23 protein-coding genes are annotated in these 25017 nt (G+C 72.7%); 5 read left to right on the forward strand and 18 right to left on the reverse strand.

The window, feature by feature from the left end; genetic code table 11:
• Positions 1 to 6 precede the first annotated feature (6 nt).
• The 4 genes from ABD091_RS08565 to ABD091_RS08580 all read right to left on the reverse strand — a co-directional run bounded on the left by ABD091_RS08565 (position 7) and on the right by ABD091_RS08580 (position 5403).
• Positions 7 to 2625: an FtsX-like permease family protein gene (locus tag ABD091_RS08565; RefSeq protein WP_343917378.1), complete on the reverse strand. Its 2619-nt coding sequence runs from the start codon at positions 2623 to 2625 to the stop codon at positions 7 to 9.
• Positions 2622 to 3356, reverse strand: a complete 735-nt coding sequence (locus tag ABD091_RS08570; protein ID WP_343917381.1) for an ABC transporter ATP-binding protein — start codon at positions 3354 to 3356, stop codon at positions 2622 to 2624. The genes ABD091_RS08565 and ABD091_RS08570 overlap by 4 nt, the downstream gene beginning before the upstream one ends.
• Complete coding sequence (locus tag ABD091_RS08575; protein ID WP_343917383.1) at positions 3353 to 3964, reverse strand: PadR family transcriptional regulator; 612 nt, start codon at positions 3962 to 3964, stop codon at positions 3353 to 3355. The genes ABD091_RS08570 and ABD091_RS08575 overlap by 4 nt, the downstream gene beginning before the upstream one ends.
• A gap of 110 nt (positions 3965 to 4074) precedes the next feature.
• Positions 4075 to 5403 carry a flavin-containing monooxygenase gene (locus ABD091_RS08580; protein ID WP_343917385.1) on the reverse strand — a complete coding sequence of 443 codons (1329 nt, stop codon included), beginning with the start codon at positions 5401 to 5403 and terminating at the stop codon, positions 4075 to 4077.
• Positions 5404 to 5433: 30 nt separating this feature from the next.
• Between ABD091_RS08580 and ABD091_RS08585 the strand changes: the two genes are divergently transcribed.
• On the forward strand, positions 5434 to 6189 hold the full coding sequence (locus ABD091_RS08585; RefSeq protein ID WP_343917387.1) for an SDR family oxidoreductase: 756 nt from the start codon (positions 5434 to 5436) through the stop codon (positions 6187 to 6189).
• A gap of 128 nt (positions 6190 to 6317) precedes the next feature.
• Here the strand turns inward: ABD091_RS08585 and ABD091_RS08590 are convergent, their stop codons facing one another.
• From ABD091_RS08590 to ABD091_RS08605, 4 genes are read right to left on the reverse strand one after another with little or no spacing between them, the layout of a single operon-like run.
• Positions 6318 to 6947, reverse strand: a complete 630-nt coding sequence (locus tag ABD091_RS08590) for a histidine phosphatase family protein (protein ID WP_343917389.1) — start codon at positions 6945 to 6947, stop codon at positions 6318 to 6320.
• Positions 6947 to 8005 carry a phosphotransferase family protein gene (locus ABD091_RS08595; RefSeq protein ID WP_343917391.1) on the reverse strand — a complete coding sequence of 353 codons (1059 nt, stop codon included), beginning with the start codon at positions 8003 to 8005 and terminating at the stop codon, positions 6947 to 6949. The genes ABD091_RS08590 and ABD091_RS08595 overlap by 1 nt, the downstream gene beginning before the upstream one ends.
• Positions 8002 to 8754, reverse strand: a complete 753-nt coding sequence (locus tag ABD091_RS08600) for an SDR family NAD(P)-dependent oxidoreductase (RefSeq protein WP_343917393.1) — start codon at positions 8752 to 8754, stop codon at positions 8002 to 8004. Before ABD091_RS08600 ends, ABD091_RS08595 begins: the two co-directional genes overlap by 4 nt.
• A gap of 52 nt (positions 8755 to 8806) precedes the next feature.
• The gene (locus tag ABD091_RS08605; RefSeq protein WP_343917395.1) at positions 8807 to 10054 is read right to left on the reverse strand and encodes an acyl-CoA dehydrogenase family protein; all 1248 of its coding nucleotides are present in this window, start codon (positions 10052 to 10054) and stop codon (positions 8807 to 8809) included.
• Positions 10055 to 10083: 29 nt separating this feature from the next.
• On the opposite strand from ABD091_RS08605, the gene ABD091_RS08610 reads away from it, so the two are divergent.
• The gene (locus ABD091_RS08610) at positions 10084 to 10611 is read left to right on the forward strand and encodes a hypothetical protein (RefSeq protein WP_343917397.1); all 528 of its coding nucleotides are present in this window, start codon (positions 10084 to 10086) and stop codon (positions 10609 to 10611) included.
• 109 nt (positions 10612 to 10720) lie between these two features.
• The gene (locus tag ABD091_RS08615) at positions 10721 to 11320 is read left to right on the forward strand and encodes a hypothetical protein (protein ID WP_343917399.1); all 600 of its coding nucleotides are present in this window, start codon (positions 10721 to 10723) and stop codon (positions 11318 to 11320) included.
• A gap of 22 nt (positions 11321 to 11342) precedes the next feature.
• Here ABD091_RS08615 and ABD091_RS08620 read toward each other — a convergent pair whose 3' ends face one another.
• The 4 genes from ABD091_RS08620 to ABD091_RS08635 form a co-directional block, all read right to left on the reverse strand.
• Positions 11343 to 12863: a hypothetical protein gene (locus ABD091_RS08620; protein WP_343917401.1), complete on the reverse strand. Its 1521-nt coding sequence runs from the start codon at positions 12861 to 12863 to the stop codon at positions 11343 to 11345.
• The gene (locus ABD091_RS08625) at positions 12838 to 13551 is read right to left on the reverse strand and encodes an ABC transporter ATP-binding protein (RefSeq protein WP_343917403.1); all 714 of its coding nucleotides are present in this window, start codon (positions 13549 to 13551) and stop codon (positions 12838 to 12840) included. Before ABD091_RS08625 ends, ABD091_RS08620 begins: the two co-directional genes overlap by 26 nt.
• A 91-nt stretch (positions 13552 to 13642) precedes the next feature.
• Positions 13643 to 15859: a 3-hydroxyacyl-CoA dehydrogenase NAD-binding domain-containing protein gene (locus tag ABD091_RS08630; RefSeq protein WP_343917405.1), complete on the reverse strand. Its 2217-nt coding sequence runs from the start codon at positions 15857 to 15859 to the stop codon at positions 13643 to 13645.
• Between the two features lie 29 nt (positions 15860 to 15888).
• A complete protein-coding gene (locus tag ABD091_RS08635) occupies positions 15889 to 17100 on the reverse strand; it encodes an acetyl-CoA C-acetyltransferase (RefSeq protein WP_343917407.1) in 1212 nt (403 codons plus the stop codon).
• A 106-nt stretch (positions 17101 to 17206) separates the two neighbouring features.
• Here ABD091_RS08635 and ABD091_RS08640 point away from each other — a divergent pair, with 106 nt between their 5' ends.
• Positions 17207 to 17920 carry a MerR family transcriptional regulator gene (locus tag ABD091_RS08640; RefSeq protein WP_343917409.1) on the forward strand — a complete coding sequence of 238 codons (714 nt, stop codon included), beginning with the start codon at positions 17207 to 17209 and terminating at the stop codon, positions 17918 to 17920.
• A gap of 32 nt (positions 17921 to 17952) precedes the next feature.
• Entirely contained in the window at positions 17953 to 18858 is a 906-nt protein-coding gene (locus ABD091_RS08645; RefSeq protein WP_343917411.1) for an NAD(P)H-binding protein, read from the forward strand.
• A gap of 66 nt (positions 18859 to 18924) precedes the next feature.
• On the opposite strand, the gene ABD091_RS08650 is transcribed toward ABD091_RS08645, so the two are convergent.
• From ABD091_RS08650 to ABD091_RS08675, 6 genes are all read right to left on the reverse strand, one after another.
• Positions 18925 to 19611, reverse strand: coding sequence for a CPBP family intramembrane glutamic endopeptidase (locus tag ABD091_RS08650; protein ID WP_343917413.1), 687 nt, complete (start codon positions 19609 to 19611; stop codon positions 18925 to 18927).
• A gap of 68 nt (positions 19612 to 19679) precedes the next feature.
• The gene (locus tag ABD091_RS08655) at positions 19680 to 19874 is read right to left on the reverse strand and encodes a CsbD family protein (protein WP_343917415.1); all 195 of its coding nucleotides are present in this window, start codon (positions 19872 to 19874) and stop codon (positions 19680 to 19682) included.
• A gap of 88 nt (positions 19875 to 19962) precedes the next feature.
• Entirely contained in the window at positions 19963 to 21396 is a 1434-nt protein-coding gene (locus tag ABD091_RS08660) for a DEAD/DEAH box helicase (protein WP_343917417.1), read from the reverse strand.
• Positions 21397 to 21618: 222 nt separating this feature from the next.
• A complete protein-coding gene (locus ABD091_RS08665; RefSeq protein WP_343917419.1) occupies positions 21619 to 23073 on the reverse strand; it encodes a flavin-containing monooxygenase in 1455 nt (484 codons plus the stop codon).
• Entirely contained in the window at positions 23070 to 23801 is a 732-nt protein-coding gene (locus ABD091_RS08670) for a glutamine amidotransferase (protein ID WP_343917421.1), read from the reverse strand. The genes ABD091_RS08665 and ABD091_RS08670 overlap by 4 nt, the downstream gene beginning before the upstream one ends.
• Positions 23802 to 23811: 10 nt before the next feature.
• On the reverse strand, positions 23812 to 24966 hold the full coding sequence (locus tag ABD091_RS08675; RefSeq protein WP_343917423.1) for a CaiB/BaiF CoA transferase family protein: 1155 nt from the start codon (positions 24964 to 24966) through the stop codon (positions 23812 to 23814).
• Positions 24967 to 25017: the final 51 nt, after the last annotated feature.

Genomic DNA, 25017 nt, shown 5'->3' on the forward strand with positions numbered 1-25017 from the left:
TCGCCCTCAGTCGATGCGCGCGACCAAGGGGAGGCGGGAGCGGGTGGTGACGCCGACGATGGCCGCGGTGACCAGCGGGAGGGCGAGCACCAGCGAGCCGATCAGCAGCCACGGCACGTCGAGGAAGTGGCTCGGGAGCGCCGGGTCGAGGTCCTGCACCCAGTCGGCCCCGGTGAGCGGGTAGGTCGCCGCGATCCCGGGGACGAACCCGACCAGCGTCCCCAGCACCGCCCCGAGCGCCCCGATCACCAGGGCGTACGACGCCGCGACCCGGCGCCGGGTGCGGGGCGAGGCCCCGACGGCCGCGAGGGTGGCCAGGTCGGGCTTGGCGTCCGAGACCGACAGGAACGTCGCCGTGAGGGTGCCGCCGAGCATCAGCAGCGCCCCCAGCCCACCGAGGATCAGCAGGATGATGACGTAGTCGTCGTCGGGCTGGTAGCCGCGCTCGACGTAGAACTCCATGGTGTCGCCGAGCGACCCGAGGGCCTCGGTGACGTCGGCCTCCTGCTCCGGGGTGATGGGCACGCCGTCGAGCACCAGTCCGACCGTCCGGTAGTCGACTCCGAGCCGGTCGGCGGCCGCGGCCGACAGGATTCCGGACACGGTCGCCTCCCGGCCGGTCACCGGCACCACGAGCGCCGGGAGGGTGGCACGCGTGCGGTCGACCGGTCCACGCTTCTCGTAGCGGCGGGCGACCACCTCGGCCTCCTCCCCCTCGACACCCCGGTCGGTGAACACGACGACGCCACCCGCGGCGAGCACGTCCTGCGCAGCCTGCTCCTGCTCCTCGGAGAGGCCCTGGACGACGTCCGGCACCTGCCCGTCGGTGCTCACGGGCACGGAGGTGACCCACGAGCTCCACATCGAGAGCACGCGACCCCGCCCGTCGACGCGGAAGCCCACGTTCGTCCAGCGTCGGCCGCCGTCGGCGAGACCGGTCACGGGCGCGACCCGGGCGTCGGGCACGAACTGCCGGGCGGCCGCCTCGTAGGCGGCCCAGTCCGGCTTGGCGCCGTACGACGTGAGCGAGGCCTGGCCCATGCCGAGCCGATGGGTGTAGGTCGCCTCGCTCTGCTCCTCGTCGCTCGCGGTCGCGATCCCGAGGGCGACCACTCCGGCCACGGTGGCGGCCACCGCCGCGACGGCCGGGACGGTCCGGGTGCGGTGACGCGCGGCGTCGCGCACGGCGTAGCGCGTCGACAGCGGCAGGTGCTTCGCCGCCCGTGACACCAGCTGGACGGCGACGGGCACCAGCAGCACCATGCCGAGCACGGTCACGACCGAGGCGACCGCGATGGACAGCGGCACCTTCTCCACGGCGCCCCACACGGACACCCCGATGCCGGTCGCGACCAGCACCACGCCGAGGATCGGCGAGCGCACGGACGGGCGCCCCTCGCCACGGCGACCCGCGAGCACCGCAGCGACGTCCTGGCGCGAGGCGATCCAGGCCGGCACGACGGCGGCGAGGAACGCGGAGAGCAGGCCGAAACCGGCGATGCCGACGAGGTGGAGCCACGGGACGTCGAAGGGGCCGAGCCACGAGTCGGTGAAGCGCTGCACGATGGGCAGCGACAGCCACGCCACCAGCAGCCCGAGGACGACCCCCAGAGCCGACCCGAGGGTGCCGAGCACCAGCCCGGTCGCGAGCACGACCCGACGGGCCTGCCGGGGCGTCGCACCTCCGGCAGCCATGAGCGCCAGGGAGCGCTGCATCCGCCGCGCGATCACGGCGAAGGCCGGACCGGCCAGCAGCACGACCTCCATCAGGGCCATGACCACCACGAGCGCGAGCACGGCGAGGGCGTCCTCGCTCATGCCCTGGTCGCCATGGCCGGCGGACAGCTCGGACGCCGGCGGCGGATCGAGCAGGACGGCGCGCGAGGTGACGACGCCACCGACCGCGTTCATCGCGAGCACGTCGTCCCAGGTGACGTCACCCCCGGCGTCGACGAGCCACTCGCCACCGCCGTAGCTGCGCAGGTCGAAGCCGCCGAGGGTCGTCACGGCCACCGGGAACCCCCGGTAGGTCGCGTTCTCGCCGATCCCGACGACCTCCAGGGTCGGGCCGTTGCGGACGACGAGGTCGTCGCCGAGACCGATCCCGCGCTCGGCGAGGGCGCCGTTCACCAGGACCTCGTCCGGCGCGACGGGCACGCGCCCGTCCGTGAGCCGGTAGAGACCGTCGGTCAGGGGGTCGGCCAGCTCGGTCTCGACCGCCTGGACGTCGGCGACGCCGGCATCGGTCTCGACCCGGGCGCCGCCCTCCCGCAGCTCGACGCCGCGCAGATCGCGACCCAGGGCGGTCGACAGGTCGTCGAGGTCGGGCCGGTCGTTGCCGGGCCGCGACCCGCCGCCGCCCCAGCCGTCGCGCATCGGGTCGGGCATCTGCTCGACCTCCTCGATCCCGCGCTGGACCTGGACGAGCGCATCGGCAGTCCCGAGCCGGCGGTCCATCGCCTCGGCCCCCGAGACGTCCGCCGTCGCCCGGACGACGTCCGCCGCGGTCACGCCCAGCACCGGCAGGGCGATCATCACCAGCACCAGGATGCTGCGACCACGGCCACGCACGGTCTCCCGCCGGGCCACCCGCAGCGCGGGGACCCAGCTCCGCAGCCCCTTCACCGGGACAGCTCGGGCTCGAGCAGCGCCTCGACCGGGGTCGAGCCGGTCTCGTCGACCACGATGCCGTCGCGCAGGAAGACGACGCGGTCCGCCCAGGCGGCATGGCGCGCCTCGTGGGTGACCAGCACGCCGGCTGCGCCCGCGTCGCAACGAGCGCGCAGCAGCGCGAGCACCTCTTCACCGGTCTCGGTGTCCAGCGCGCCGGTGGGCTCGTCGGCCAGGATCAGCCGGCGGTCGCCGACGACGGCACGCGCGATGGCGACCCGCTGCTGCTGGCCGCCCGACATCTCGTCGGGGTAGCGGTCGGCCAGGTCGGCGAGCCCGACCTCCTCGAGCGCCGCGCGCGCCTCGCGCGCGGCCACCCGCGAGGAGACGCCGTCGAGCTCGCGCGGCAGCGCGACGTTCTCGGCCGCGGTGAGCGCCGGGATCAAGTTGAAGTCCTGGAACACGTAGCCGATCGACGTGCGCCGCAGCCGGGCGCGGTCCTTGAGCGACAGGGCGCCGAGGTCGTGGCCCTCGACGGCGACCGTGCCGGTCGTTGGCGTGTCGAGCCCGCCCGCGAGCGTGAGCAGGGTCGACTTGCCGGAGCCCGAGGGCCCCATGACGGCGACCAGCTCGCCGGCGTACGCCGCGAACGCGATGGACCGGAGGGCGTGGACCTCGGCCGCGCCCTGTCCGTGGACCCGGGTGACGGCGGTCAGCTGGAGCACCGGCTGGGTCTGGGTGCTCATCGCACGACCTCCTCGGACTCGTCCTGGGCGACCGTCGACGGTGCCGGGGCGGCCGGCTTGAGCCGGTCGGCCCGCCGCAACCGGGCCTCGCAGTGGTCGAGCCAGCGCACCTCCGCCTCGGCGCCGAAGACCAGCGAGTCGAGGACGAGGCCCCAGGCGAGGTCGGCCGGATCGGTGCTCGCGGAGGCCTGACGCTTGAGGCGCGTGTAGTCCTGCAGTGCCGCGATCGTCGCCGAGCGCTGACGCTGGATCACGGTCGCGACGTCCACACCGGGCACCGTCACCGCGAGGGCCAGCTTGATGGCGAGCTCGTCACGCGGCGGCTGGGTCCGGGGCACCGGCGTGGTGAACCACTCCGACACCTCGGCCCGGCCGCTGTCGGTGAGCCGGTAGACGACCTGGCTGTCGCGCTCCCCCGTGGGCGCGGCGTCAGCGCCGTCGACCTGCTCGACCAGTCCGTCACGCTCGAGGCGGGACAGGGTCGTGTAGACCTGCCCGACGTTGAGGGGCCAGGTCGACCCCGTCCGCTGCTCGAACTCCGCGCGGAGCTGGTAGCCGTACATCGGCCCCTGCTCCAGCAGCGCCAGCATCGCCTGCTTCACCGACATCCCGGTCTCCCGATCTCGCGTGTCCCACGTCCCCCGCGGGCGTGGATACCGGGTATGTATACCACGTATGCAGTCACTCGTGCGCGACTCGCGCGTCACGAACCCACGACTCAGCTGCGACGCCGCTTGCGTTCGCGGGCGAGCTCGGCGAGGTACTGGTGGGCGTCGACCTGGATGGTGTGGCGCTTGGAGGCGACGTAGCGCTTGCGCAGCGTGTCGTCGTACGCCGCGATCTGGGCGTGCATCTCCGCCCGGTCCGGCAGCGTCACCTCACCGGCGAGCAGGTCGGCGACCCAGTGGGCCTGGGCCTCCGCGAGCGGCATCACCGAGCCGAGCGGCTGGATCAGGCCGACGAAGAACAGGCCGGGGTGCTCGGGGTCGACCACCCGGCGGTAGAGCGCGACCCGGTTGTCGCTCGGCGCGACGACGGCCTCGTCGAGGAACGGGAAGCTGACCTTGTAGCCGGTGCAGTAGACGACGACGTCGGCCTCGACCCGGCTGCCGTCGGTGAAGACCACCTCCGACCCCTCGAACCGCTCGATCGACGGCTTGACCCCGAGGTCGCCGTGTCCGAGTCGGACCAGCAGGTCGCTGCTGACGGTCGGGTGGGCGTCGAGGATGCGGTGGTCGGGCTCCGGCAGGCCGTAGTCGGTCATCTTCCCGACCGCGACCCGCAGCATCGTCGCCATCGACGCCTGCTGGACCTTGTGGTGGGTGCGGGCGACGGGCGAGTCGGTCAGGTGGTCGGTCGGCATCCCGAAGACGTACTTCGGGATGACGTGGGCGCCGCGCCGCATCGACAGCCAGGTCTCGCGGGCGACCCGGGACGACTCGACCGCGATGTCCGCGGCGGAGTTGCCGATGCCGAGCACGACAACGCGCTTGCCCTCGAGGACGTCGGGGGTCCGGTAGTAGTGGGCGTGGACCTGCTCGCCGGGGAAGTCCTCGGCTCCGGGGAACGACGGCTCCGGCCACCGCGGGTCCCAGTGGTGGCCGTTGGCGACCACGACGTGGTCGTAGCGCCGGGTCTCCGGCTCGCCGCCGTCGCGCGACCGGATCGTCACGTCGAACCCGCCGCCGTCGAGCGGCAGGACGCGGGTGACCTCGGTGCGGAAGGTGATCCGGTCGCGCAGCCCGAAGTGGTCGACGAAGTCGTCGAAGTAGGCCGCGATCTGCCAGTGGCTGGGGTAGTCGGGCAGCGACTCCGGCATCGGGTAGGCGGCGTACTGCATCGCCTGGCGGGAGGTGTTGATGTGGAGCGAGCGGTAGGCCGAGCTGACGCCGTTGTCGTTGTCGTAGCGCCAGTTGCCGCCGATCTCCGAGCCCATCTCGAAGCAGTCGAACGGCAGTCCCCGCTCGGCGAGCACCTGGGCGGTGGTGATCCCGCTGGCCCCCGCTCCGACGATGCACGTGTTACCAGCTGGTAGGCCCTGGCTCATGACGCGCGACCCTACGCGAGACTGGGGCTCATGACGACCACGATCCTGATCACGGGCGCCTCCTCCGGGCTGGGCGCGGAGATGGCCCGCCAGTTCGCCGCCGGCGGCCACGACCTCGCGCTCTGCGCGCGGCGTACCGAGCGGCTCGAGGAGCTGAGGGCGGAGATCCTCGCCGCCCACCCCGACCGCCGGGTCGAGGTCGCGGCGCTCGACGTCAACGACCACGACGCGGTCTTCCGCGTGTTCCACGGCTTCACCGACGCCCTCGGCCGGATCGACACGTTTGTCGTCAACGCCGGCCTCGGCAAGGGTGCTCCGCTCGGCACCGGCCGCTTCGACGCCAACCGCGAGACCGCGATGACCAACTTCGTCGCCGCCCTCGCCCAGGTCGAGGCCGCGATGGAGATCGTGCGGTCCCAGCAGGGCGGCCACCTGGTGATGGTCAGCTCGATGTCGGCGATGCGCGGCATGCCGAGGACGATGACGACCTACGCCGCCACCAAGGCCGGCGTCGCCCACCTCGTCGAGGGGCTGCGGACCGAGTTCTTCGGCAAGGAGGGCTACGACTTCACCGTCCTCTACCCCGGCTACATCGCCTCGGAGATGAACGACGGCGTCGCGGCCGCCGAGAACAAGATGATGGTCTCGACCGAGAAGGGCGTGGCCGCCATGGTCGCCGCCATCGAGAAGAAGCGCGGCGTCGCCCACGTCCCCGCCCTCCCGTGGGCCCCGCTGTCGGTGGTCATGAAGCACGCCCCGCTGCCGGTCTTCCGCCGGCTGATCTGAGGGTTCACTGCCCGACCGGAGGTCTCGACAGCCGCTCGCCGGCGCTCGCTGCTCGACCACCTACGTCCCAGGTGGTCGAGCCGTCCGAGCCGCACGGCGAGGGCGAGTCGAGACCTCCGGACCCAGGATCAGCGGTAGGTCACGTGCTCCGGGGACAGGTGGGAGTGCTCGTTGTAGGAGACGAGGGTGAGGCCGCGGCGGCCGGAGACGATGCGGGTGACGCCGGTGTTGACGGTCGTCGGCAGCAGCCGGGCGTACGTCGCGGGGCCGCCGTCGAGCAGCCGGGTCACCAGCGCCGAGATCGGGCCGCCGGAGGAGACCGCGACGACCTTCCCGCCCGCGGCGGCAGCGTCGAGCGCGGCCGAGGACCGGTCGTGGAAGGCGGCGTAGGACTCGGTGTAGTCGTCGTCGTGGTCGCCGCTGCTCCACCGGCCCATCGCGGTCTCGTACCACCGCTGGAACGCCGCGGCGTCGGACTCGTCGGGCATCTGGTCGATGGCCGAGAACTGCGAGAACTGGTCGAGCTCGTTCCAGCGCACGTCCTCGGTCAGCTCGGCCGACCAGCCGGCCGCGGCCGCCATCAGCCGGGCGGTGTCGCGCTGCCGCTTGAGCGAGCCGTGGACGACGAGGTCCGGCGACAGGGCGGCGAGCGACGACCCGAGCCGTCGCGCCTGGTCCTCGCCGTGGGAGGAGAGGACGTCGTAGTCGTCGGCCCCGAACGACGCCTGCCCGTGGCGGACGACCAGCACCTGCCCCATCAGGCCTCCCCCACGATCCGGCGGCAGCGCTGCTCGAGCTGGGCGACAGCGGGGCCGAAGACCGCGTAGGCCTCGTTGTGGGTCTGGCCCATCGCGTAGCGGTACCAGATCTGCTGGGCGATCACGGCGAGCCGGAACAGCCCGAAGACCTCGTAGAACCGCCACTGGTCGTCGGTGACCGACAGGCCCATCCGGTCGCAGTAGTGGGCCACGACCTCCTCGCGCCGCCACATGCCCGGCGCGTTGGACGGCTGGCGGCGGAACTGCCGGAAGAACGGGTCGTCGTCCTCGTGGACCCAGTAGGCCATCGACCCGCCGAGGTCCATCAGCGGGTCGCCGAGCGTCGCCATCTCCCAGTCGAGGACCGCGGTCACGCGCGGCGCGTCGTCGTCGGTGAGCACGAGGTTGTCGAGCCGGAAGTCGTTGTGGATCAGGACGGTCCCGACGTCGGCCGGCTGCTCGGCGTCGAGCCAGCCGGTGACGTCGGACCAGTCGCCGAGGTCGTCGGTCCGGGCACCCTCGAGGCGCTTCGTCCAGCCGGCGACCTGGCGCGCCACGTAGCCCTCCCCCTTGCCGAGGTCGCGCAGCCCGGCGGCGTCGAGGTCGACGGAGTGGAGGTCGACCAGCACGTCCCAGACGTTGCCGCAGAGCTCCGAGGTCTGCTCGGGCGTCAGGTCGAGGCCGAGCTCCCGCCGGGGGATCACGCCCTCGGCGCGGGTCATCACGTAGAACGGCGAGCCGATCACGTCCTCGTCCTCGCAGTGGGCGACCATCTCCGGCACCAGCGGGAAGACCGGGGCGAGCGCCGACTGGATCCGGAACTCGCGGCCCATGTCGTGGGCGCTCGCCGCCTTCACACCGGCGGGAGGCCGGCGCAGGATCAGGTCGGGGCCGCCGGGCCACGACAGCAGGTAGGTCAGGTTGGAGGCGCCGCCGGGGAACTGGCGGACGGCGGGCGTGCCGGCGAGGTCACGGTCGCTGTGCGCCCGGAGCCACGCGGCGACCGCCTCGACGTCGAAGGCGTCCTCGTCGCGGACGGCCGTGGTGGGGTCGGTCATGCCAGGTCCTCCAGTCGGCTCGCCTGGTGGCGCATCGTCGTGTCGTACGCCGCGCGGTCGCGCAGCTTCAGCTCGTAGGCCGCCCGCGCGGCCGGGTCGGGGAGCACCAGCTCGTCGCCCCGGTCGACGGCGGCGACGACCTCGGCCGCGATCTCCTCCGGACCGAGCGGCGCGGTGGCGACCAGGTGGCCGATCACGGACCCCAGGGCGGTGTCCTCGCCCTGCATCCGGTCGACCAGGCCGGTGCGGAAGTAGGAGGGGCAGACGGCGGTCGCCCGCACACCCCAGCCGGCCAGCTCGTGGCCGGTGGTCTCGGTGAGGGCGACGACCGCGGCCTTCACGGCGTTGTAGCTGGCCATCCCGGCCGGGTGGACGAGCCCGGCGAGGGAGGCGACGTTGACGACGTGCCCCGAGCGCTGCCGCTTGAACACCGGGGTGAACGCGCGGGTGCCGCGGACCGGGCCGAAGAGGTTGATCTCGGTGATCCAGCGCCACTCCTCGAGCGTGGCGACGTCGAGGCGGCCACCGCCGGCCACACCCGCGTTGTTGACGAGGACGTCGAGCCCGCCCCACGTGCGCTCGACGTGGTGGACCGCGGCGTCCCAGTCGTCGTCGTCGGTGACGTCGAGGGTCAGGTCGACCTCACCGTCGAGGTCGGTGGCGAGCACCTCGTCGCCCCGCGAGCGGTAGGCCGCGACCAGCGCAGCCCCGAGACCACGGGCCGCGCCCGTGACGAGGACCCGGCTCATTTTCGGGGCCCCCGGCCGAAGCGGAGCGAAGCGAGCATTCGGTTGGGGTGAATCACGAGTGCTTCGCGAGCTCGAGCCGGGCGATCAGCCCGCGGTGGACCTCGTCCGGCCCGTCGGCCAGCCGCAACGTGCGGGAGTTGACCCACGACATCGCCAGCGGGAAGTCGTCGGACATGCCGGCGCCGCCGTGGAGCTGGATCGCCATGTCGATGACGCCCAGCGCCATGTTCGGCACGACCACCTTGATCTGGGAGACCTCCGACAGCGCGTTCATCGGGCCGCCGGCATCCAGCTTCCAGGCCGCGTGGAGCACGAGCAGGCGCGCCTGGTCGATGGCGATCCGGGCGTCGGCGATCCGCTCGCGGTTGCCGCCGAGGTGGGTCAGCGGCTTGCCGAACGCCGTGCGCGCCGTACCGCGCCGGATCGCCGCCTCGAGCGCGACCTCGGCCGCGCCGATGAGCCGCATGCAGTGGTGGATCCGGCCGGGTCCGAGCCGGCCCTGCGCGATGCCGAACGCCTCGCCGGGGCCGCTCAGGATGTTCCCGACCGGGACCCGGACGTCGGTGAAGGAGACCTCGCCGTGGCCGAGCGGCTCGTCGGCGTAGCCCATCGTCGTGAGCAGCCGCTCGATCCGCACGCCGGGGGTGTCGCGCGGGACGAGCACCATCGTGTGGCGGTGGTGGCGGTCGGCGTCGGGGTCGGTCAGACCCATGAAGACGAAGATCTCGCAGTCGGGGTGGCCGACGCCGGTCGACCACCACTTGCGGCCGTTGATGACGACCTCGTCGCCGTCGACGATCGCGGTCGCCTCCATGTTGGTCGCGTCCGAGCTCGCCACCCCCGGCTCGGTCATCGTGAACGCCGAGCGGATGCGGCCGTCGAGCAACGGGTCGAGCCACCGGTCGCGCTGCTCCTGGGTGCCGTAGCGCAGCAGCACCTCCATGTTGCCGGTGTCCGGCGCGTTGCAGTTGAAGACGATCGGCGCGATCGCGGAGCGGCCCATGAGCTCGGCGAGCGGGGCGTAGTCGACGTTCGAGAGTCCCTCGCCCCCGTCGGTGCCGTACGCCGCGGCGTAGTCCCCCGCGTGCTCGACGGGCAGGAACAGGTTCCACAGCCCCTCGGCGCGGGCCTTCGCCTTGAGGTCCTCGATCACCGGGAGCGGCGTCCACTGCGTGCCCTCGACCCGCGCGGCGGCGAGGTCGCGGTGGTAGTCCTCCTCGACCGGCTCGACGTGCTCGGCCATGAAGGCGGCGACCCGCTCGCGCAGGTCGGCGGCCCGGGGCGACAGGGAGAAGTCCATGCCCGCGACCCTAGTGCGAGACTGCGCACGTGCGTCTCTGGCTGTGCTGCCTGCTGGTCCTGCTGGGGCCGGCGCTCTCGGCGTGCATCGAACACGAGCCGGCCCCCGCACCCGCGGCGTCGTACGACGAGGCGGCGCTCGCCGAGGGCCTCGCCGCGATGTACGCCGGCGACCACCCCGACGCCGAGGACCGGCGCGAGGGCGCCTGCTTCGCCGAGGAGCTGCTCGGCTCGACCATGCCGGCCGCGCTCCAGTCGGGCGGCCTGCTCGACGGCGACGGCCGGGTCGCCGCCGAGGTGCCGGTGCTCGACGCCGACCTGGCGGAGCCCGTCGCCGACGCCCAGCTCGCCTGCACCGACTTCGTCGCCGACGCGACGGCCGCCCAGGTCTCGATCACCAAGGGCGACCTCGACCGGGCGGCGTACGCCCGGTGCCTGCGCGACGCGCTGCCGCCGGACGCGATCCGGGCGGGGGTCGTCGCGTCGCTCCAGGGGCTCTGGGAGGACCCCGCGCTGAGCGCGATCACCGACGCCCAGGCGGGCTGCGCGCAGCAGTAGCGCCACCGGTCCGGTCCGGCATGGACCCCCGCCCCTGAGCGGCAGTAACGTCGATCAGTTGCGAGCTGACCGCTCACCGGGAGGGGCCGGCCGAGAGGAGGCAACAGTCATGTTCATCCAGATCATCCAGGGTCGCTGCACCCGTCAGGACGAGCTGCGGGCGCACGCCGGGACCTGGCGCGACGAGCTCGCTCCGGGCGCGAAGGGCTGGCTGGGGGGCACCTACGGCTTCACCGACGACGACCAGTTCGTCGGCATCGTGCGCTTCGAGTCGAAGGAGGCCGCGACGGCCAACTCCGAACGGCCGGAGCAGGGGGCGTGGGCCGAGCGGTTCATGGCGCTCATGGACGGGCCGGTGGAGTTCCACGACTGCGACGACGTCACGCTGATGATGGACGGCGGGTCGGACTCGGCCGGGTTCGTCCAGGTCATCCGCGGCCGGGTCAACGACCCCGACCGGCTCAAGGCCCTCATGACGGACACGGAGATGCTCCACGAGGCGCGGCCCGACATCCTCGGCGCGACCCTGGCCTTCGAGGACGACGGCACCTTCACCGAGACCATCGCCTTCACGACCGAGGCCGAGGCGCGCGACGGGGAGCAGCGCGAGATGCCGGACATGCCCGCCGACGTCCGCGAGACCCTCGACGCGGCCATGCAGGGCGCGACGTTCTGGGACCTGCACCGGCCCTGGTTCGAGTCGCGCTGAGGGAGGCCGGACCACCGCATCGTCAGGCGGCGACGGTGGTGACGACCCGCGCCCGGACGAAGGGGTCGACCCAGCGGCGGTGGGCGCGCAGCAGCCGGACCGTCGACCAGCCGCCCATCACGAGCGCGACGAAGAGCGACAGCATCGGGTCGGGGAAGCGGGCGAGACCGGAGAACAGCAGGCCGGTGATGGTGGTGACGAGGGCCAGCCGCGCCGAGTAGGCGACCATCATCACCGGCGGGGCCGGGGTGGCGCGCGCGCTGCGGAGGTCGACGGGGTAGGGCCGCTGCTCCGACCAGCGCATCGAGCCGCCCACCACCTGGAGCGTCACGACGACGAGCAGGCAGACGATGGCGGTGAGCTCGGAGGGGGTCGGTACGCCGGCGCGCAGCGCGGCCAGCGCGATCGTGACCAGCGAGGCGACCCCGAGGAACTCGGCGAGCACCAGCGCCCGCGCGGTGAAGACGAGGCCGGCGTCGACCGGCAGGTTCTCGCGCCACAGCTGGCCGCGGCCGTCGAGGCACCAGGCGTTGACGCCGAAGAGCAGCGCGCCACCGGAGACGACCAGGCCGGGCAGGATCATGACCTGCTCCCACGGCAGGTTGCCGAGCACCGCGACCAGGCCGGGGCCGACGGCGAGGACGGCCATGCCGCGGCGCATCGGCACCGCACGCCACACCGACGCCCGGTCGATGCGCAGCAGCGCGAGCAGGTCGTTCCACGGCATCGGCCGCGGCGTGTGGGTGTCGGTCTCGGCCCGGAGCTCGTCGTGGGGGAGCCGTCGCGCCGCCAGCTGGGCGGGGACGACGCCGACCACGACGGCGGCGAGCAGGAGCCCGAGCAGCCCGACCACGACGAAGACCCACGACAGCGAGAAGCCACCGACCGCGCCGAGGACGACCCACAGCGTCGGGACCTGGTCGAGCAGCGAGATGGTGCGGCCCGACAGCTGCACGACCAGGGCACCCACGCAGAGGGTCACGACGACGACGCGCATCGCGACCACGCCGTGGCGCCGGCGGCGTACGGACTCCACGGACCAGGCGACGACCTGGGCGAGCGCGGTCGCGACCGCCATCCACAGCAGCATCACGACGTGGGCGCTCACCAGGCGCGCCGGGCCCACGACGTAGGCCGTGGTGCCGAGCAGCACCCACGCCTGGATCAGCCACGAGATGTTGAGCGGGGCGAGGACGAGCGCGCCGAGGTGGTCGGTGGTCGGGCTGACCGGGAAGGCGACGGCCTGCTCGCGCGAGACCAGCTCACGCCCGCCACCCGACGCGATCGCGGAGACGATCGAGATCAGCAGGATGCCGGCCATGCCGGTCGGCAGCAGGACGCCGAGCTCGAGCCGGCGGTCGTCGTCGGCGGGCACCACCGCGGGGATGATCGCCGCGCCGAGCGTGATGGTGAGCATGGTCCCGATGCCGAGCCAGTAGGTCGAGCGGCGGCGTACGGCCGCGCTGCGGAAGCGCAGCAGGTGGCCGACGTCGCGGACCGGCCGCAGCCAGGCGGGCTCAGTCGAGGAGAGCGCGGTAGGCACGCGCCCCCTCCTCCCCCGCCATCTCCGACGCGCTGACGGTCGCGACGCGCGAGCCGCCGCGCAGGACGAGCACGTCGCTGCAGGCCTCGATGGCGAGCTCGCGGAGGTGGGTGGAGACCAGGACGCAGGCGCCGCGGGCGCGCGCGTCGGCGATGACCTCGAGGGTGGCCTCGACGCCGATCGGGTCGACTCCGTCGAAGGGCTCGTCGAGCAGCAGCACCTCCGGCTCGTGCAGCGCGGCCAGCGCGACGGACAGCCGACGGCCCATGCCGTGGGAGAAGCCGCCGGTCACGCGGTGGGAGGCGTCGCCGAGCTCGAACCGCTCGAGCAGCTCGCGCGCCCGGTCCTCCCAGTCGACGAGGCGCCGCATCCGGGCGGACAGCTGGAGGTGCTCCCACGCGGTCGCGCGGGTGACGAGGCCGCCCACGTCGGGGCAGTAGCCGGTCGAGCGCTTCACCGCGAGCGCGTGGGAGCGGACGTCGTGGCCGGCCACGACCGCGGTGCCCGCGGTCGGGGGGACCAGGCCGGCGAGCACGCGCATCGTCGTGGACTTGCCGGCGCCGTTGCGGCCGAGCAGGCCGGTGGCCTGCCCGGCGTACGCCGCGAGGTCGACGCCCGCGACGGCCTCCACCTCGCCGAAGCGGACGTGGAGGGAGCGGACCTCGACCGCCGGGGGGGTCTGGGTCATGACCCTGATTCTCGCCGAAATCAGCGGCGTGTGCCTGAGAACGACCTATTCGTCGTCCTCAGGCACACGCGGCGTCCGGGATCAGGCGGGATCAGGCGGGGAAGGACTCGCCCTTCGCAACCAGGTCGCGGAGGTAGGCCGAGGGACGGAACCGCTCGCCGTAGGCGTCGGCCAGCTCGTCGGCGCGGTCGCAGAACGCGGCGAGGCCGATCGGGGCGTCGGTGTCCTCGGGGTCCTGGTAGCCAGTCATGAACTGGGCGGCACCACCGGTGTTCGGCGGGAACCCGATGCCCATGATCGAGCCGATGTTGGCCGCCGCGGCCGAGGTGATCACGCCCTCCTCGAAGCACTTCGCGGTCTCGAGCGCCTCGAGGAAGAGGATCCGGTCCTTCACGTCGCGCAGCGGGATCTGCTGGTCGGCGACCGGGAAGGTCTCGGCCAGCCCGGACCACAGGCCCTGTCGCTTGCCGGCCTCGTCGTAGTCGTAGAAGCCGGCGCCCTTGAGCCGCGACGGCCGTCCGATCTCGATCATCTTCGCGACCACGGCCGAGCCCGGGTGCTCCTCGTACGGCGTCCCGTCGCGCTCGGCGGCGTCCTTGGTCGCCTTGCCGATCTTGGCCATCAGCTCCATGTTGAGCTCGTCGGAGAGCTGGAGCGTGCCGACGGGGTAGCCCGACTGGGTCGCGGCGCGCTCGAGGGTGACCGGGTGGACGCCCTCGGCGAGCATCGCGAGGCCCTCGTTGACCATGAAGCCGATGACGCGGCTGGTGTAGAAGCCGCGGCTGTCGTTGACGACGATCGGCGTCTTCCTGATCTGCTGGACGACGTCGTAGGCCTTGGCGAGCGCCTCGTCGGAGGTCTCCTCGCCGCGGATGATCTCGACCAGCGGCATCTTGTCGACGGGCGAGAAGAAGTGGAGCCCGATGAAGTCCTTCGGCCGGTCCACGCCGGTGGCGAGCTCGGTGATCGGCAGCGTCGAGGTGTTGGAGCACAGCAGCGCGTCGGGGTTCACGTGCTTGGCGGCCTCGGCGAACACCTCGTGCTTGAGCGAGGGGTCCTCGAAGACGGCCTCGATGACGAGGTCGCAGCCGGCGAGGTCGGCGTAGTCGTCGGTCGGGTGGATCCGGCCGAGCAGCTCGTCGCTCTTCTCCTGGCTGAGCTTGCCGCGCTGGACGGCCTTCTCGTTGATCTTCGCCGAGTAGGCCTTGCCCTTGTCGGCGTTCTCCTGGGCGACGTCCTTGAGCACGACCTGCATCCCGGCGCGGGCGCAGGTGTAGGCGATGCCGGCGCCCATCATCCCGGCGCCGAGCACGGCGACCTTGGTGCCCTGCCAGGGCTCGATGCCCTGCGGCCGCAGCGACCCGGCGTTGATCGCCTGGAGGTCGAAGAAGAAGGCCTGGATCATGTTCTTGCTGTTCTGGTTGACGATCAGCGTCGTCAGGTAGCGCGACTCGATCCGGCTCGCGGTGTCGACGTCGACCGTCGCACCCTCGACGGCGGCCGAGAGGATCGCCTTCTGCGCGGGGTAGTCGGCGCCCTTGACCTGCTTGCGGAGCAGCGCCGGGAAGGCCGGCAGGAACTGGGCAAGCGCCGGGCTCTTGGGGTTGCCGCCGGGCATCTTGTAGCCGGGGGCGTCCCACGGCTGGGTTCCAGCGCCGGGGTTCCCTGCGTTCTCCAGGATCCACGCCTTGGCGGCGGGCACCAGCTCGTCGCGGCTGGCGACCAGCTCGTCGACGAGGCCCTTGGCCTTCGCCGCCTCGGGGTTGAACTGCGGGCCCTGGAGCAGGACGTCCATCAGCGCCGACTGGAGGCCGAGCATCCGCACGGTACGGGTCACGCCACCGCCGCCCGGGAGCAGGCCGAGGGTGGCCTCGGGCAGCCCGATCTTGACCTTCCGGTCGTCGACGGCGATCCGGTGGTGGCAGGCCAGCGCGATCTCGAGGCCGCCGCCGAGGGCGGCACCGTTGATCGCGGCGACGACGGGCTTGCCGATCGTCTCGAGCCTGCGGAGCGTGGCCTTCACGGCCTCGACCTCGGCGAAGATCCGCGGCGCGTCGTCCTTGGTCGCCTGGCTCATCAGCTTGAGGTTGCCGCCGGCGAAGAAGGTCTTCTTCGCGCTGGTCACGACGACGCCCGTCAGGTCGTCCTTCTCGTCGTACAGCCGCTCCACCGCGGCCTGCATCGACCGCTGGTAGATCTCGTTCATGGTGTTGGCGCTGGCGGTGGGGTCGTCCATCGTGAGGGTGACGATCCCGTCGGCGTCCCGCTCGTAGTGGACGGCGGTCTGCTCGGTCTGTGCTGCAGTCATGGGTGTGCTTCTCTCCTGGTTCCGGCCGGTCAGACGCGCTCGACGATGGTGGCGATGCCCATGCCGCCGCCGATGCACAGCGTGGCCAGGCCGCGGCGCTGGTCGCGCCGCTCGAGCTCGTCGACGAGGGTGCCGAGGATCATGGCGCCGGTCGCGCCGAGCGGGTGGCCCATCGCGATCGCACCGCCGTTGACGTTGGTGATCTCGTGGGTGATGCCCATGTCCTTCATGAAGCGCATCGCGACAGCGGCGAAGGCCTCGTTCATCTCGAAGAGGTCGATGTCGCCGACCTCGAGGCCCGCCTTGGCCAGCGCCTTGCGGGTCGCCGGCGCCGGGCCGGTGAGCATGATCGTCGGGTCGGCGCCGGAGACGGCGGTGGCGACGATCCGGGCGCGCGGGGTCAGCCCCAGGGCCGTACCGACCTCCTCGGTGCCGATCGCCATGATCGCGGCGCCGTCGACGATGCCGGAGGAGTTGCCGGCGTGGTGGACGTGGTCGATCGCAGGCACCCAGTGGTACTTCTCGAGCGCGACGTCGTCGAAGCCGGCGTCGGCGCCCATCTGGGCGAAGGACGGCTTCAGGCCGGCGAGGCCCTCGACGCTGGTGTCGGGGCGGACGAGCTCGTCGTGCTCGAGGATCGTGATGCCGTTCTTGTCCTTCACCGGGACGATCGCGTCGGAGAAGTAGCCGTTGGCCCAGGCCTTGGCGGCGCGGTGGTGCGACTCGGCGGCGTAGGCGTCGACGTCCTCGCGGGTCCAGCCCTCGAGGGTGGCGATCAGGTCCGCACCGATGCCCTGCGGGACGAAGCCCGTGGTGAGCGCGGTCGCGGGGTCCATCGCCCACGCGCCGCCGTCGGAGCCCATCGGCACCCGGCTCATCGACTCGACCCCGCCGGCGAGGATCAGGTCCTCGAAGCCCGAGCGGACGCGGGCCGCGGCCTGGTTGACGGCCTCGAGGCCGGAGGCGCAGAAGCGGTTGAGCTGGACGCCGGCGACGGTCTCGGGATAGCCGGCCGCGAGCGCGGCGGTCTTCGCGATGTCCGAGCCCTGCTCACCGATCGGGCTGACCACGCCGAGCACGACGTCGTCGATCCGCTCGGGGTCGAGGCCCGGGTTGCGCTCCTTGATCTCGTCGAGGAGGCCCACGACGAGGTCGACCGGCTTCACCTCGTGGAGTCCGCCGACCTTCTTCCCCTTGCCGCGCGGCGTGCGGATGTGGTCGTACACGAATGCTTCAGCCATGGCCGTCCTTCACGAGTGGTGTGCTTGCCTCGCTCGATTGTGACACCGATACTGTCAGCGTCGTCAAGGTGGCCGATGTCACCCCCGTCACACAGGAGGGCCGCAGGTGGAGCAGGAGCGCGAGCTGCTGACGCTCGACGAGCTGACCAACCGGGTCGGCATCAGCGTGCGCAACGTGCGCTTCTACACGACCAAGGGGCTGGTGCCGCCGCCGATCCGGAGGGGCCGCTCGGGCTACTACACCTCCGACCACGTCGCGCGGCTCGAGCTGGTCCAGGAGCTGCAGTCCCACGGGTTCACGCTCGCGGCGATCGAGCGCTACCTCGCGCGGCTCCCCGAGGCCGCCACACCGGAGGACATCGCGCTCCACCGCACGATGCTCACCCCCTGGCAGCAGGAGTCGCCCGAGGAGCTCACCCGCGCGCAGCTCGAGCGGCGCGCCAACCGGGAGCTGAGCGAGGAGGACCTCGAGACGCTCTCGGCGCTCGGGATCGTCATGCGCAACAAGCGGGGACGCTTCCAGGTCGTCGTCTCCCAGCTGACCGTCGGGCTCGGCCTGCTCGACCTCGGCTTCCCGACCGAGGCCGCCGTGGCCGCCGCCGACATCTACGCCGAGCACGGCCGCCAGATCGCCAAGGAGCTCAACGACCTCTTCCGCACCGAGGTCTGGCCGGCCTACAAGGAGGCGGGCGCCTCCCCCGAGAAGCTGCGCGAGGTCGTCGAGCGGCTCAAGCCGCTGTCGATCGCCTCCCTGGTCGCGGCCTACGAGTCGGCGATGGACGAGACCCGGCGCGAGGCCGTGGCCAAGCGTTCCCGCTGACTACCCAGACGGGTGGTCCCTAGGGTGGGGACATGACGGACGCCCTCACGGTCCTGGTCACCGGCGCCACCGGGTTCATCGGGCGCCGGCTGGTGCCTGCCCTGCTCGAGGCGGGCCACGACGTGCGCGCCATGACGCGCCGGCCGGAGGACTACGACGGCGGCGGGACGCCGGTGGGTGCCGACGTCCACGACGCCGACACCCTCGTCGACGCCCTCGACGGCGTCGACGTCGCGATCTACCTCGTCCACTCCCTCGACGACCCCGACTTCGAGGAGAAGGACGCCGAGGCCGCACGCAGCTTCGCGCGGGTCGCGGCCGACGCCGGCGTGCGCCAGATCGTCTACATGGGCGGGCTCGGCGCCGACGGCGAGGACCTCTCGCCCCACCTCCGCTCGCGTCGCGAGGTCGAGCAGCTGCTCGGGGAGACCGGGGTCCCGGTGACGGTGCTGCGGGCCGCGATCGTGGTCGGCGCCGGTGGCATCAGCTGGGAGCTGACCCGCCAGCTGGTGAAGAACCTGCCGGCCATGGTCGTGCCCAAGTGGGTCGACACCCCCACCCAGCCGGTCGCCGTGGACGACGTCATCCGCTACCTCGCGGGCGTGACCGGCAACGAGGAGGCCTTCGGTGAGGTCTTCGAGATCGGCGGGCCGGAGGCGATGACCTATCTCGAGATGCTGCAGGTGGCCGCCGAGGTCTCCACGGGGCGCCGCGTGCCCATCATCAAGGTCCCGGTCCTGACCCCACGTCTGTCGTCCTACTGGCTCGCGCTGGTCACCGACGTCGACGTCACGACCGGCCGCAACCTCATCGACTCCATGGGCACCGAGGTCGTCGTGACCGACCACCGCATCCTCGACGTCGTCCCCGGCGACCCGGTGCCGTACGCCGAGGCCGTGCGCCGCGCGCTCGAGGACGACCCGGAGACGCGCCCCTAGGGCACGGCACGCAGGACGTCATACGAATCGTGCGTCATGGCGACCGGGACGTATGACGTCCCGCAGCTAGGCGAAGACCAGCGGGAGCACCAGCAGCATGGTCAGCGACCAGCTCAGGTGGGTGAGGATCGGCGCGAGGATGCCGCCGGAGGCGCGACGCTCGAGGCCGACGACGACGCCGAGCAGGATCGCCGCGAAGGTCAGCATCACGTTGCCGGTCGCGTAGGTCGCGAGCGTGTAGAGCACGGTCGTGACCGTGACCGGGTGCTTGGTCACCGCGGCGTAGGCGGCACCGCGGAAGAAGAGCTCCTCGGCCGCGCCGGTGACAGCGGTGATCAGGACGAGCAGCGGCAGCGCCCCCTCGTCGGCGTAGGCCACGACGCTCCCGACCTGGTCGGCGAGGAAGGGGATCTGGCGCACCACGAGGCCGCCGACGACGAAGACACCGGCAAGGCCGAAGCCCAGCACGAGCGGCGTGATCACCGGACGGACGTGGTCGTCGCGGCGGGCGATCCGGCCGAGGTGGAGCGGCCCGGAGGCGAAGGCGCCGGCCGCCCAGATCGCCGAGAGGCCGAGCGAGCTGGCGTAGAACCAGGGGCTGCCGGGCTCGATCCGGAGGCTGATCCCGAGCACGATGCCGCCGAGGACGACGACGGTGCCGGTCACCCACTGGCGGCGGCGCAGCCCGGCCTGGGTGTCACGGTGGTCGCGCGGGACCTTGTCGACCAGGGCATTGCGGAGGAACGTCCTCACGTCACCGACCTCCTCCCGCTGGCTCCGCCCGAAACTCTACGGGCAGACCGGGAGGAGGTCGGTCGCGGTCACTTCTTGAAGGCGTCCTTGACGTCCTTGGCGGCGTCCTTGACCTTCTCGCCGGACTTCTTGACCGAGGCGGAGGCCTGGTCGCCCTTGCCCTCGCCCTCGAGCCGCGAGTTGCCGGTCGCCTTGCCGGTGGTCTCCTTGGCCTTGCCCTTCAGGTCCTCGCCCTGGTGGGCGGCCTTGTCGTCGAGTCCCACGGTGGAACCCCCCTTTCCTAGGTGGTTCCCACGATGGCACCGGGCTCCAAGGCCGTCCCCACCCGAACAGGTGGCTGGGGCGCGGGCCTCAGCGGCCGCGGCTGAAGGAGGACGCGCTGTGGGAGCCGCCCGCCGTCGAGCGGTTGCTGCTCCGGCGGTTGCGGTTGCCCTGCGGGGCACCGGAGCGCTGGCCGCCCGACTTCTTCGCCGCCGGCTTCTGCCCGCCGCCGCGGCGACGACGGTTGCCGGAGCCGGACGGCTTGGAGCCACCGGTCCGGGTGCCGGACCTGCTGCCGCCGGAGTTGCCGGCGGGGACGACCGGGGCGTAGCCACCGGGGACCAGGGTCCGCTCGCCCGGGGCGAGCTCGAGGAGCACGGGGTGGGACGGACCCGCGACCTTGGTGGTGGTCGGGCGGATGCCGGCCTGCTTGGTCAGGGCGCGGACGTCGCGCACCTGCTCGTCGGTCATCAGGGTGATGACGGTCCCCTCGGCGCCGGCGCGCGCCGTACGGCCCGAGCGGTGGAGGTAGGCCTTGTGCTCGACCGGCGGGTCGGCGTGGACGACGAGCGCGACGTCGTCGACGTGGATGCCGCGCGCGGCGATGTCGGTCGCGACCAGCGTCGAGGCCTTGCCGGAGTGGAACGCCTCCATGTTGCGGGTGCGCGCGTTCTGGCTCAGGTTGCCGTGGAGGTCGACGCTCGGCACGCCGTTCTTGTTGAGCTGGCGGGCCAGCGCCTTGGCGCCGTGCTTGGTCCGGGTGAAGACGACCGTGCGGCCCGGCGCGCTGGCGAGGTCGACGAGGACGGGGAGCCGGTGCTCGCGCTGGAGGTGGAGCACGTGGTGGCTCATCTTCGCGACCGGCGACTGGGCCGAGTCGGCCTCGTGGACGACCGGCTGGGTGAGGAACTGGCGGACCAGGCCGTCGACCGCCTTGTCGAGGGTCGCGGAGAAGAGCATCCGCTGGCCTTGGGTCGGGGTCTGGCCGAGCAGTCGGCGCACGGCCGGGAGGAACCCGAGGTCGGCCATGTGGTCGGCCTCGTCGAGCACGGTGATCTCGACGGCGCCGAGGTCGCAGTGACCCTGTCCGATCAGGTCCTCGAGCCTGCCGGGGCAGGCGAGGACGATGTCGACGCCCTTGCGCAGCGCGGTGACCTGCGGGTTCTGGCCGACGCCGCCGAAGACGGTCGTCGTGGTCAGGCCGGCGGCCTTGGCGAGCGGCTTGAGCGCCTCGTGGATCTGGCCGACCAGCTCACGGGTCGGGGCGAGCACGAGCGCGCGGGGGCGCCGGGACGTCGCGGGCATCTTGCTCGCGTCGAGACGGGCGACCAGCGGGAGCAGGAAGGCATAGGTCTTGCCGGAGCCGGTACGGCCCCGGCCGAGCACGTCGCGGCCGGCGAGCGAGTCGGGCAGCGTCGCGGCCTGGATCGGGGTGGGTTCGGTGATGCCGCGCTCGGAAAGGACGGCGGACAGGGGGGAGGGGACGCCGACGGCAGAGAAGTCGGCAGGGAACTGCGAAGTCACGGAAGGGATCTCTCGGTTGGTGTCTCACCAACGCGTCCGCCGGTTCCGGCGGGGCCGCAGCTCGGGGCTGCTGCGTGTGCTCCCGACGCGCGAACGGCGGGAGGGCTGCCACTCGGTGGCTGCCGGCGGGACGAGGCAAGACTGGACGTACCGCTGGTAGGAGCCTAGGGGGTGGACGCCGAACTCACCGCATTTCGGACACCGTGGGGTTTCTCACCCCGGTCACCCGAAGCGCAGCACCCCGTCGTCGATCGGCGTGCGCCGCAGCGTGCGGACGTCGTGGACGTAGTTCTGGCGCAGCCGCCACGGCTCGCGGTCGCCCTGGACGGGCAGCAGGTCGAGGGAGCGCCGGACGTAGCCGGGCTGGAAGTCCATGAAGGGCGCCTCGCCGACCGACGGGTCGGGCTCCGGCACGGCCCAGCGGCGGCCGGTCCGGTCGAGGTGGGTGAGCAGCCGGCAGACCCAGTCGGCGACGAGGTCGGCCTTGAGCGTCCACGAGGCGTTGGTGTAGCCGATCGTGTAGGCGAAGTTCGGGATGCCGGCGAACATCAGGGCGCGGTAGGTCATCCGGCCGGTCAGCGACAGCGGCTCCCCGGCCACCGACAGCGCCATCCCGCCGACGAGCTTGAGGTCGAACCCGGTCGCGCTGACGACGACGTCGGCGACGAGCTCCTCGCCCGAGCCGGTCCGGACGCCCTTCTCGGTGAGCGTCGCGACGGTGTCGGTGACGACGTCGACGTCGCCGTGGCGGATCGCGCGGAAGAGGTCGCCGTCGGGGACGAAGCAGAGCCGCTCGTCCCACGGGTCGTAGGCTGGGCGGAAGTGGGTGTCGACCGGATAGCCCTCCGGCAGCTGCGACGCGACGCCCTTGCGGATCACCCGCCGGGCGAATCCGGGCCAGCGGCGGCTCACCTGGTAGGCCAGCACCGCGACCCCGATCGCCTTCCACCGCGACAGCCACCAGGACAGGCGCTCGGGCAACCGGCGGCGGAGCACGCGCACGACCGGGTCGACGGACGGCAGCGCGAGCACGTACGTCGGGGAGCGCTGCAGCATCGTCACGTGCGCGGCGCCCGCCTCGACGAGGGAGGGCACGAGCGTCATCGCGGTCGCCCCGCTGCCGACCACCACCACCTCGAGCCCGCTCACGTCGAGGTCGTCCGGCCAGTGCTGCGGGTGGACCAGCCGGCCGGCGTAGTCCTCCTCGCCACCGAAGACCGGCCGGTGCGGGGTCTCGTAGTCGTAGTAGCCGCTGCACGCCCACAGGAAGTCGGCTGTGAGGGTGACGGTGCCGTCGGGGGTCTCGGCGGTGACGGTCCAGCGGGCGGCGGCGGGGTCCCAGTCGGCGGCGGTGACCCGGTGGTCGTAGCGGATCCGGCGGTCCACGCCGTACTCCACCGCCGTGTCACGCAGGTAGGCGAGGATCGAGGGACCGTCGGCCAGCGCGCGGTCGTCGCGCCAGGGCCGGAAGCGGTAGCCCATCGTGAACATGTCGGAGTCCGACCGGATCCCGGGGTAGCGGAAGAGGTCCCAGGTCCCGCCGCTGACCGCGCGCGCCTCGAGGACGGCGTAGGAGCGCTGCGGGTGCTCCTGGGCGAGCCGGGCGCCCGCGCCGATGCCCGAGAGGCCGGCGCCGACGATCAGCACGTCGAGGTGCTCGGAGCCGTGCTCGGTCATCGCGCGTACCGATCGGCGAAGGCGGCCAGGATCTTCACCGGTTCGCTGACCTCGGCCCGGCGCGCCATGTCGATGAGGCCCTGAGCCTGCTCGGGCGGGAAGTAGCCGTGGTCGCGGTAGGTCTGGATCCGCAGCGCGAGGCTCTCGACGTCGAGCTCGGGGTGGAACTGGGTGGCGTAGACGTTGTCGCCGATCCGGAACGCCTGGACCGGGCAGGTGGTCGACGACGCCAGCCTCACCGCACCCGCGGGCAGCTCGCGCACGGCCTCCTTGTGGCCGAGGAAGACGTCGAAGGCGTCGGGCAGGGCGGCCAGCAGCGGATCCGCACGCCCCTCGTCGGTGAGGGTCACCTCGACCGCGCCGATCGGCTCGCCGTAGGTGCGGTCGACGACCCCGCCGCCGGTGCTGCCGAGGACGCCGATGCCGTAGCAGGCGCCGAGGAAGGGCGCGTCGGCCGCGACGACCTGGCCGGCGAGCCGGGCGAGGTCGGCCTCGGCACGGAGCTGCTCGACCGACTTCTGGACGATCGGGTCGCTGACGTTGAAGGGGCCGCCACCGAGGATGAAGCCCGACCACGCGTCGAGGTCGACCGGGCCGAGCTCGTCGCGCTCGAGCCGCACCCGCGCCAGCCGGGCCTCGTCGAGACCGGTGCCGCGCAGCACGGCGGCGTACTCGTCGTCGGCGGCGTCGTCCTCGGCGCGGGTGCCGAGGAAGAGGAAGGGCTTCACGCCTGCCCCCTCATGACTGGACCGCTGCGCCGGACTCGATCAGCTCCTCGACGCCGTCGATCCCCCAGGCGGTGAGCGCGTCGCGGGTGTGGGCGCCGGGCCCCTCGGGTGCGGTGGGTACGCCGCTCGGCGTACGGCTGAAACGGGGGGCGGGGGCCGGCTGGTGGACGCCGGCGACCTCGAGGAAGGTGCCGCGGGCCCTGAGGTGGGCGTGCTCGCGGGCCTCGCTCGGCGGCAGCACCGGCGCGACGCAGGCGTCGGTGCCGTCGAAGACCTCGCACCACGCGGCCTGGGTGCGCTGTTTGAACGTCTCCTCCAGCAGTGAGCGGAGCTGGGCGTGGTTGGCCGGGTCGTTGCGGTCGGGGGCGACACCGTCGATCTCCAGCAGCCGCATCGCCTCGTCCCAGAACTGGGGCTCGAGGGCACCGAGGGTCATGTGGCGGCCGTCGGCGGTCTCGTAGAGGTCGTAGTAGGGGGTGCCGCCGTCGAGGAGGCCGCTGCGCCGGCGCTCGGGCTGGACGCCGAGCGCGGCGAAGGTCGAGGCCATCGCGTTGAGGTGGGCGGTCCCGTCGACGATCGCGGCGTCGACGACCTGGCCCTGCCCGCTGGTGCGCGCCTCGAGGAGGGCGGCGAGGACGCCGATGACGAGGTAGGTCGAGCCGCCGCCGAAGTCGCCGAGCAGGTTGGTCGGGAAGTGGGGGCGGTCGGGGTCCTGGCCGAGGCCGTGGAGCGCGCCGGTGATCGCGACGTAGTTCAGGTCGTGGCCGGCCGCGCTCGCCCAGGGGCCGTCCTGGCCCCAGCCGGTCATCCGGCCGTAGACGAGGGCGGGGTTGCGGGCCCAGCAGTCGTCGGGCCCGAGGCCGCGGCGCTCCATCACGCCCGGCCGCATCCCCTCGACGAGGACGTCGGCGCCCTCCACGAGGTCGAGCACCGTCGCCACGGCGTCGGGGTGCTTGAGGTCGAGCGCGACGCTGGGACGGCCGCGCGTCAGCACGTCGAACCTCCCGGCGCCGAACAGGTCGCCGCCGGGCCGCTCGACCCGGATCACGTCGGCGCCGAGATCGGCGAGCGTCATGCAGGCGTGGGGCCCGGGACCGATGCCCGCGACCTCCACCACCTTGACGCCGCGCAGCGGCCCGCTGCCCTGCCCGAGCTCCAGACTCATGCGCCCGATGATGGCAGAGGGCCGAGTCGTGGGTTGGTGACCGTCGAGTCG

Origin of the sequence: Nocardioides aestuarii (assembly GCF_039527245.1) — a bacterium.
In the GTDB taxonomy this organism is placed as follows: domain Bacteria; phylum Actinomycetota; class Actinomycetes; order Propionibacteriales; family Nocardioidaceae; genus Nocardioides; species Nocardioides aestuarii.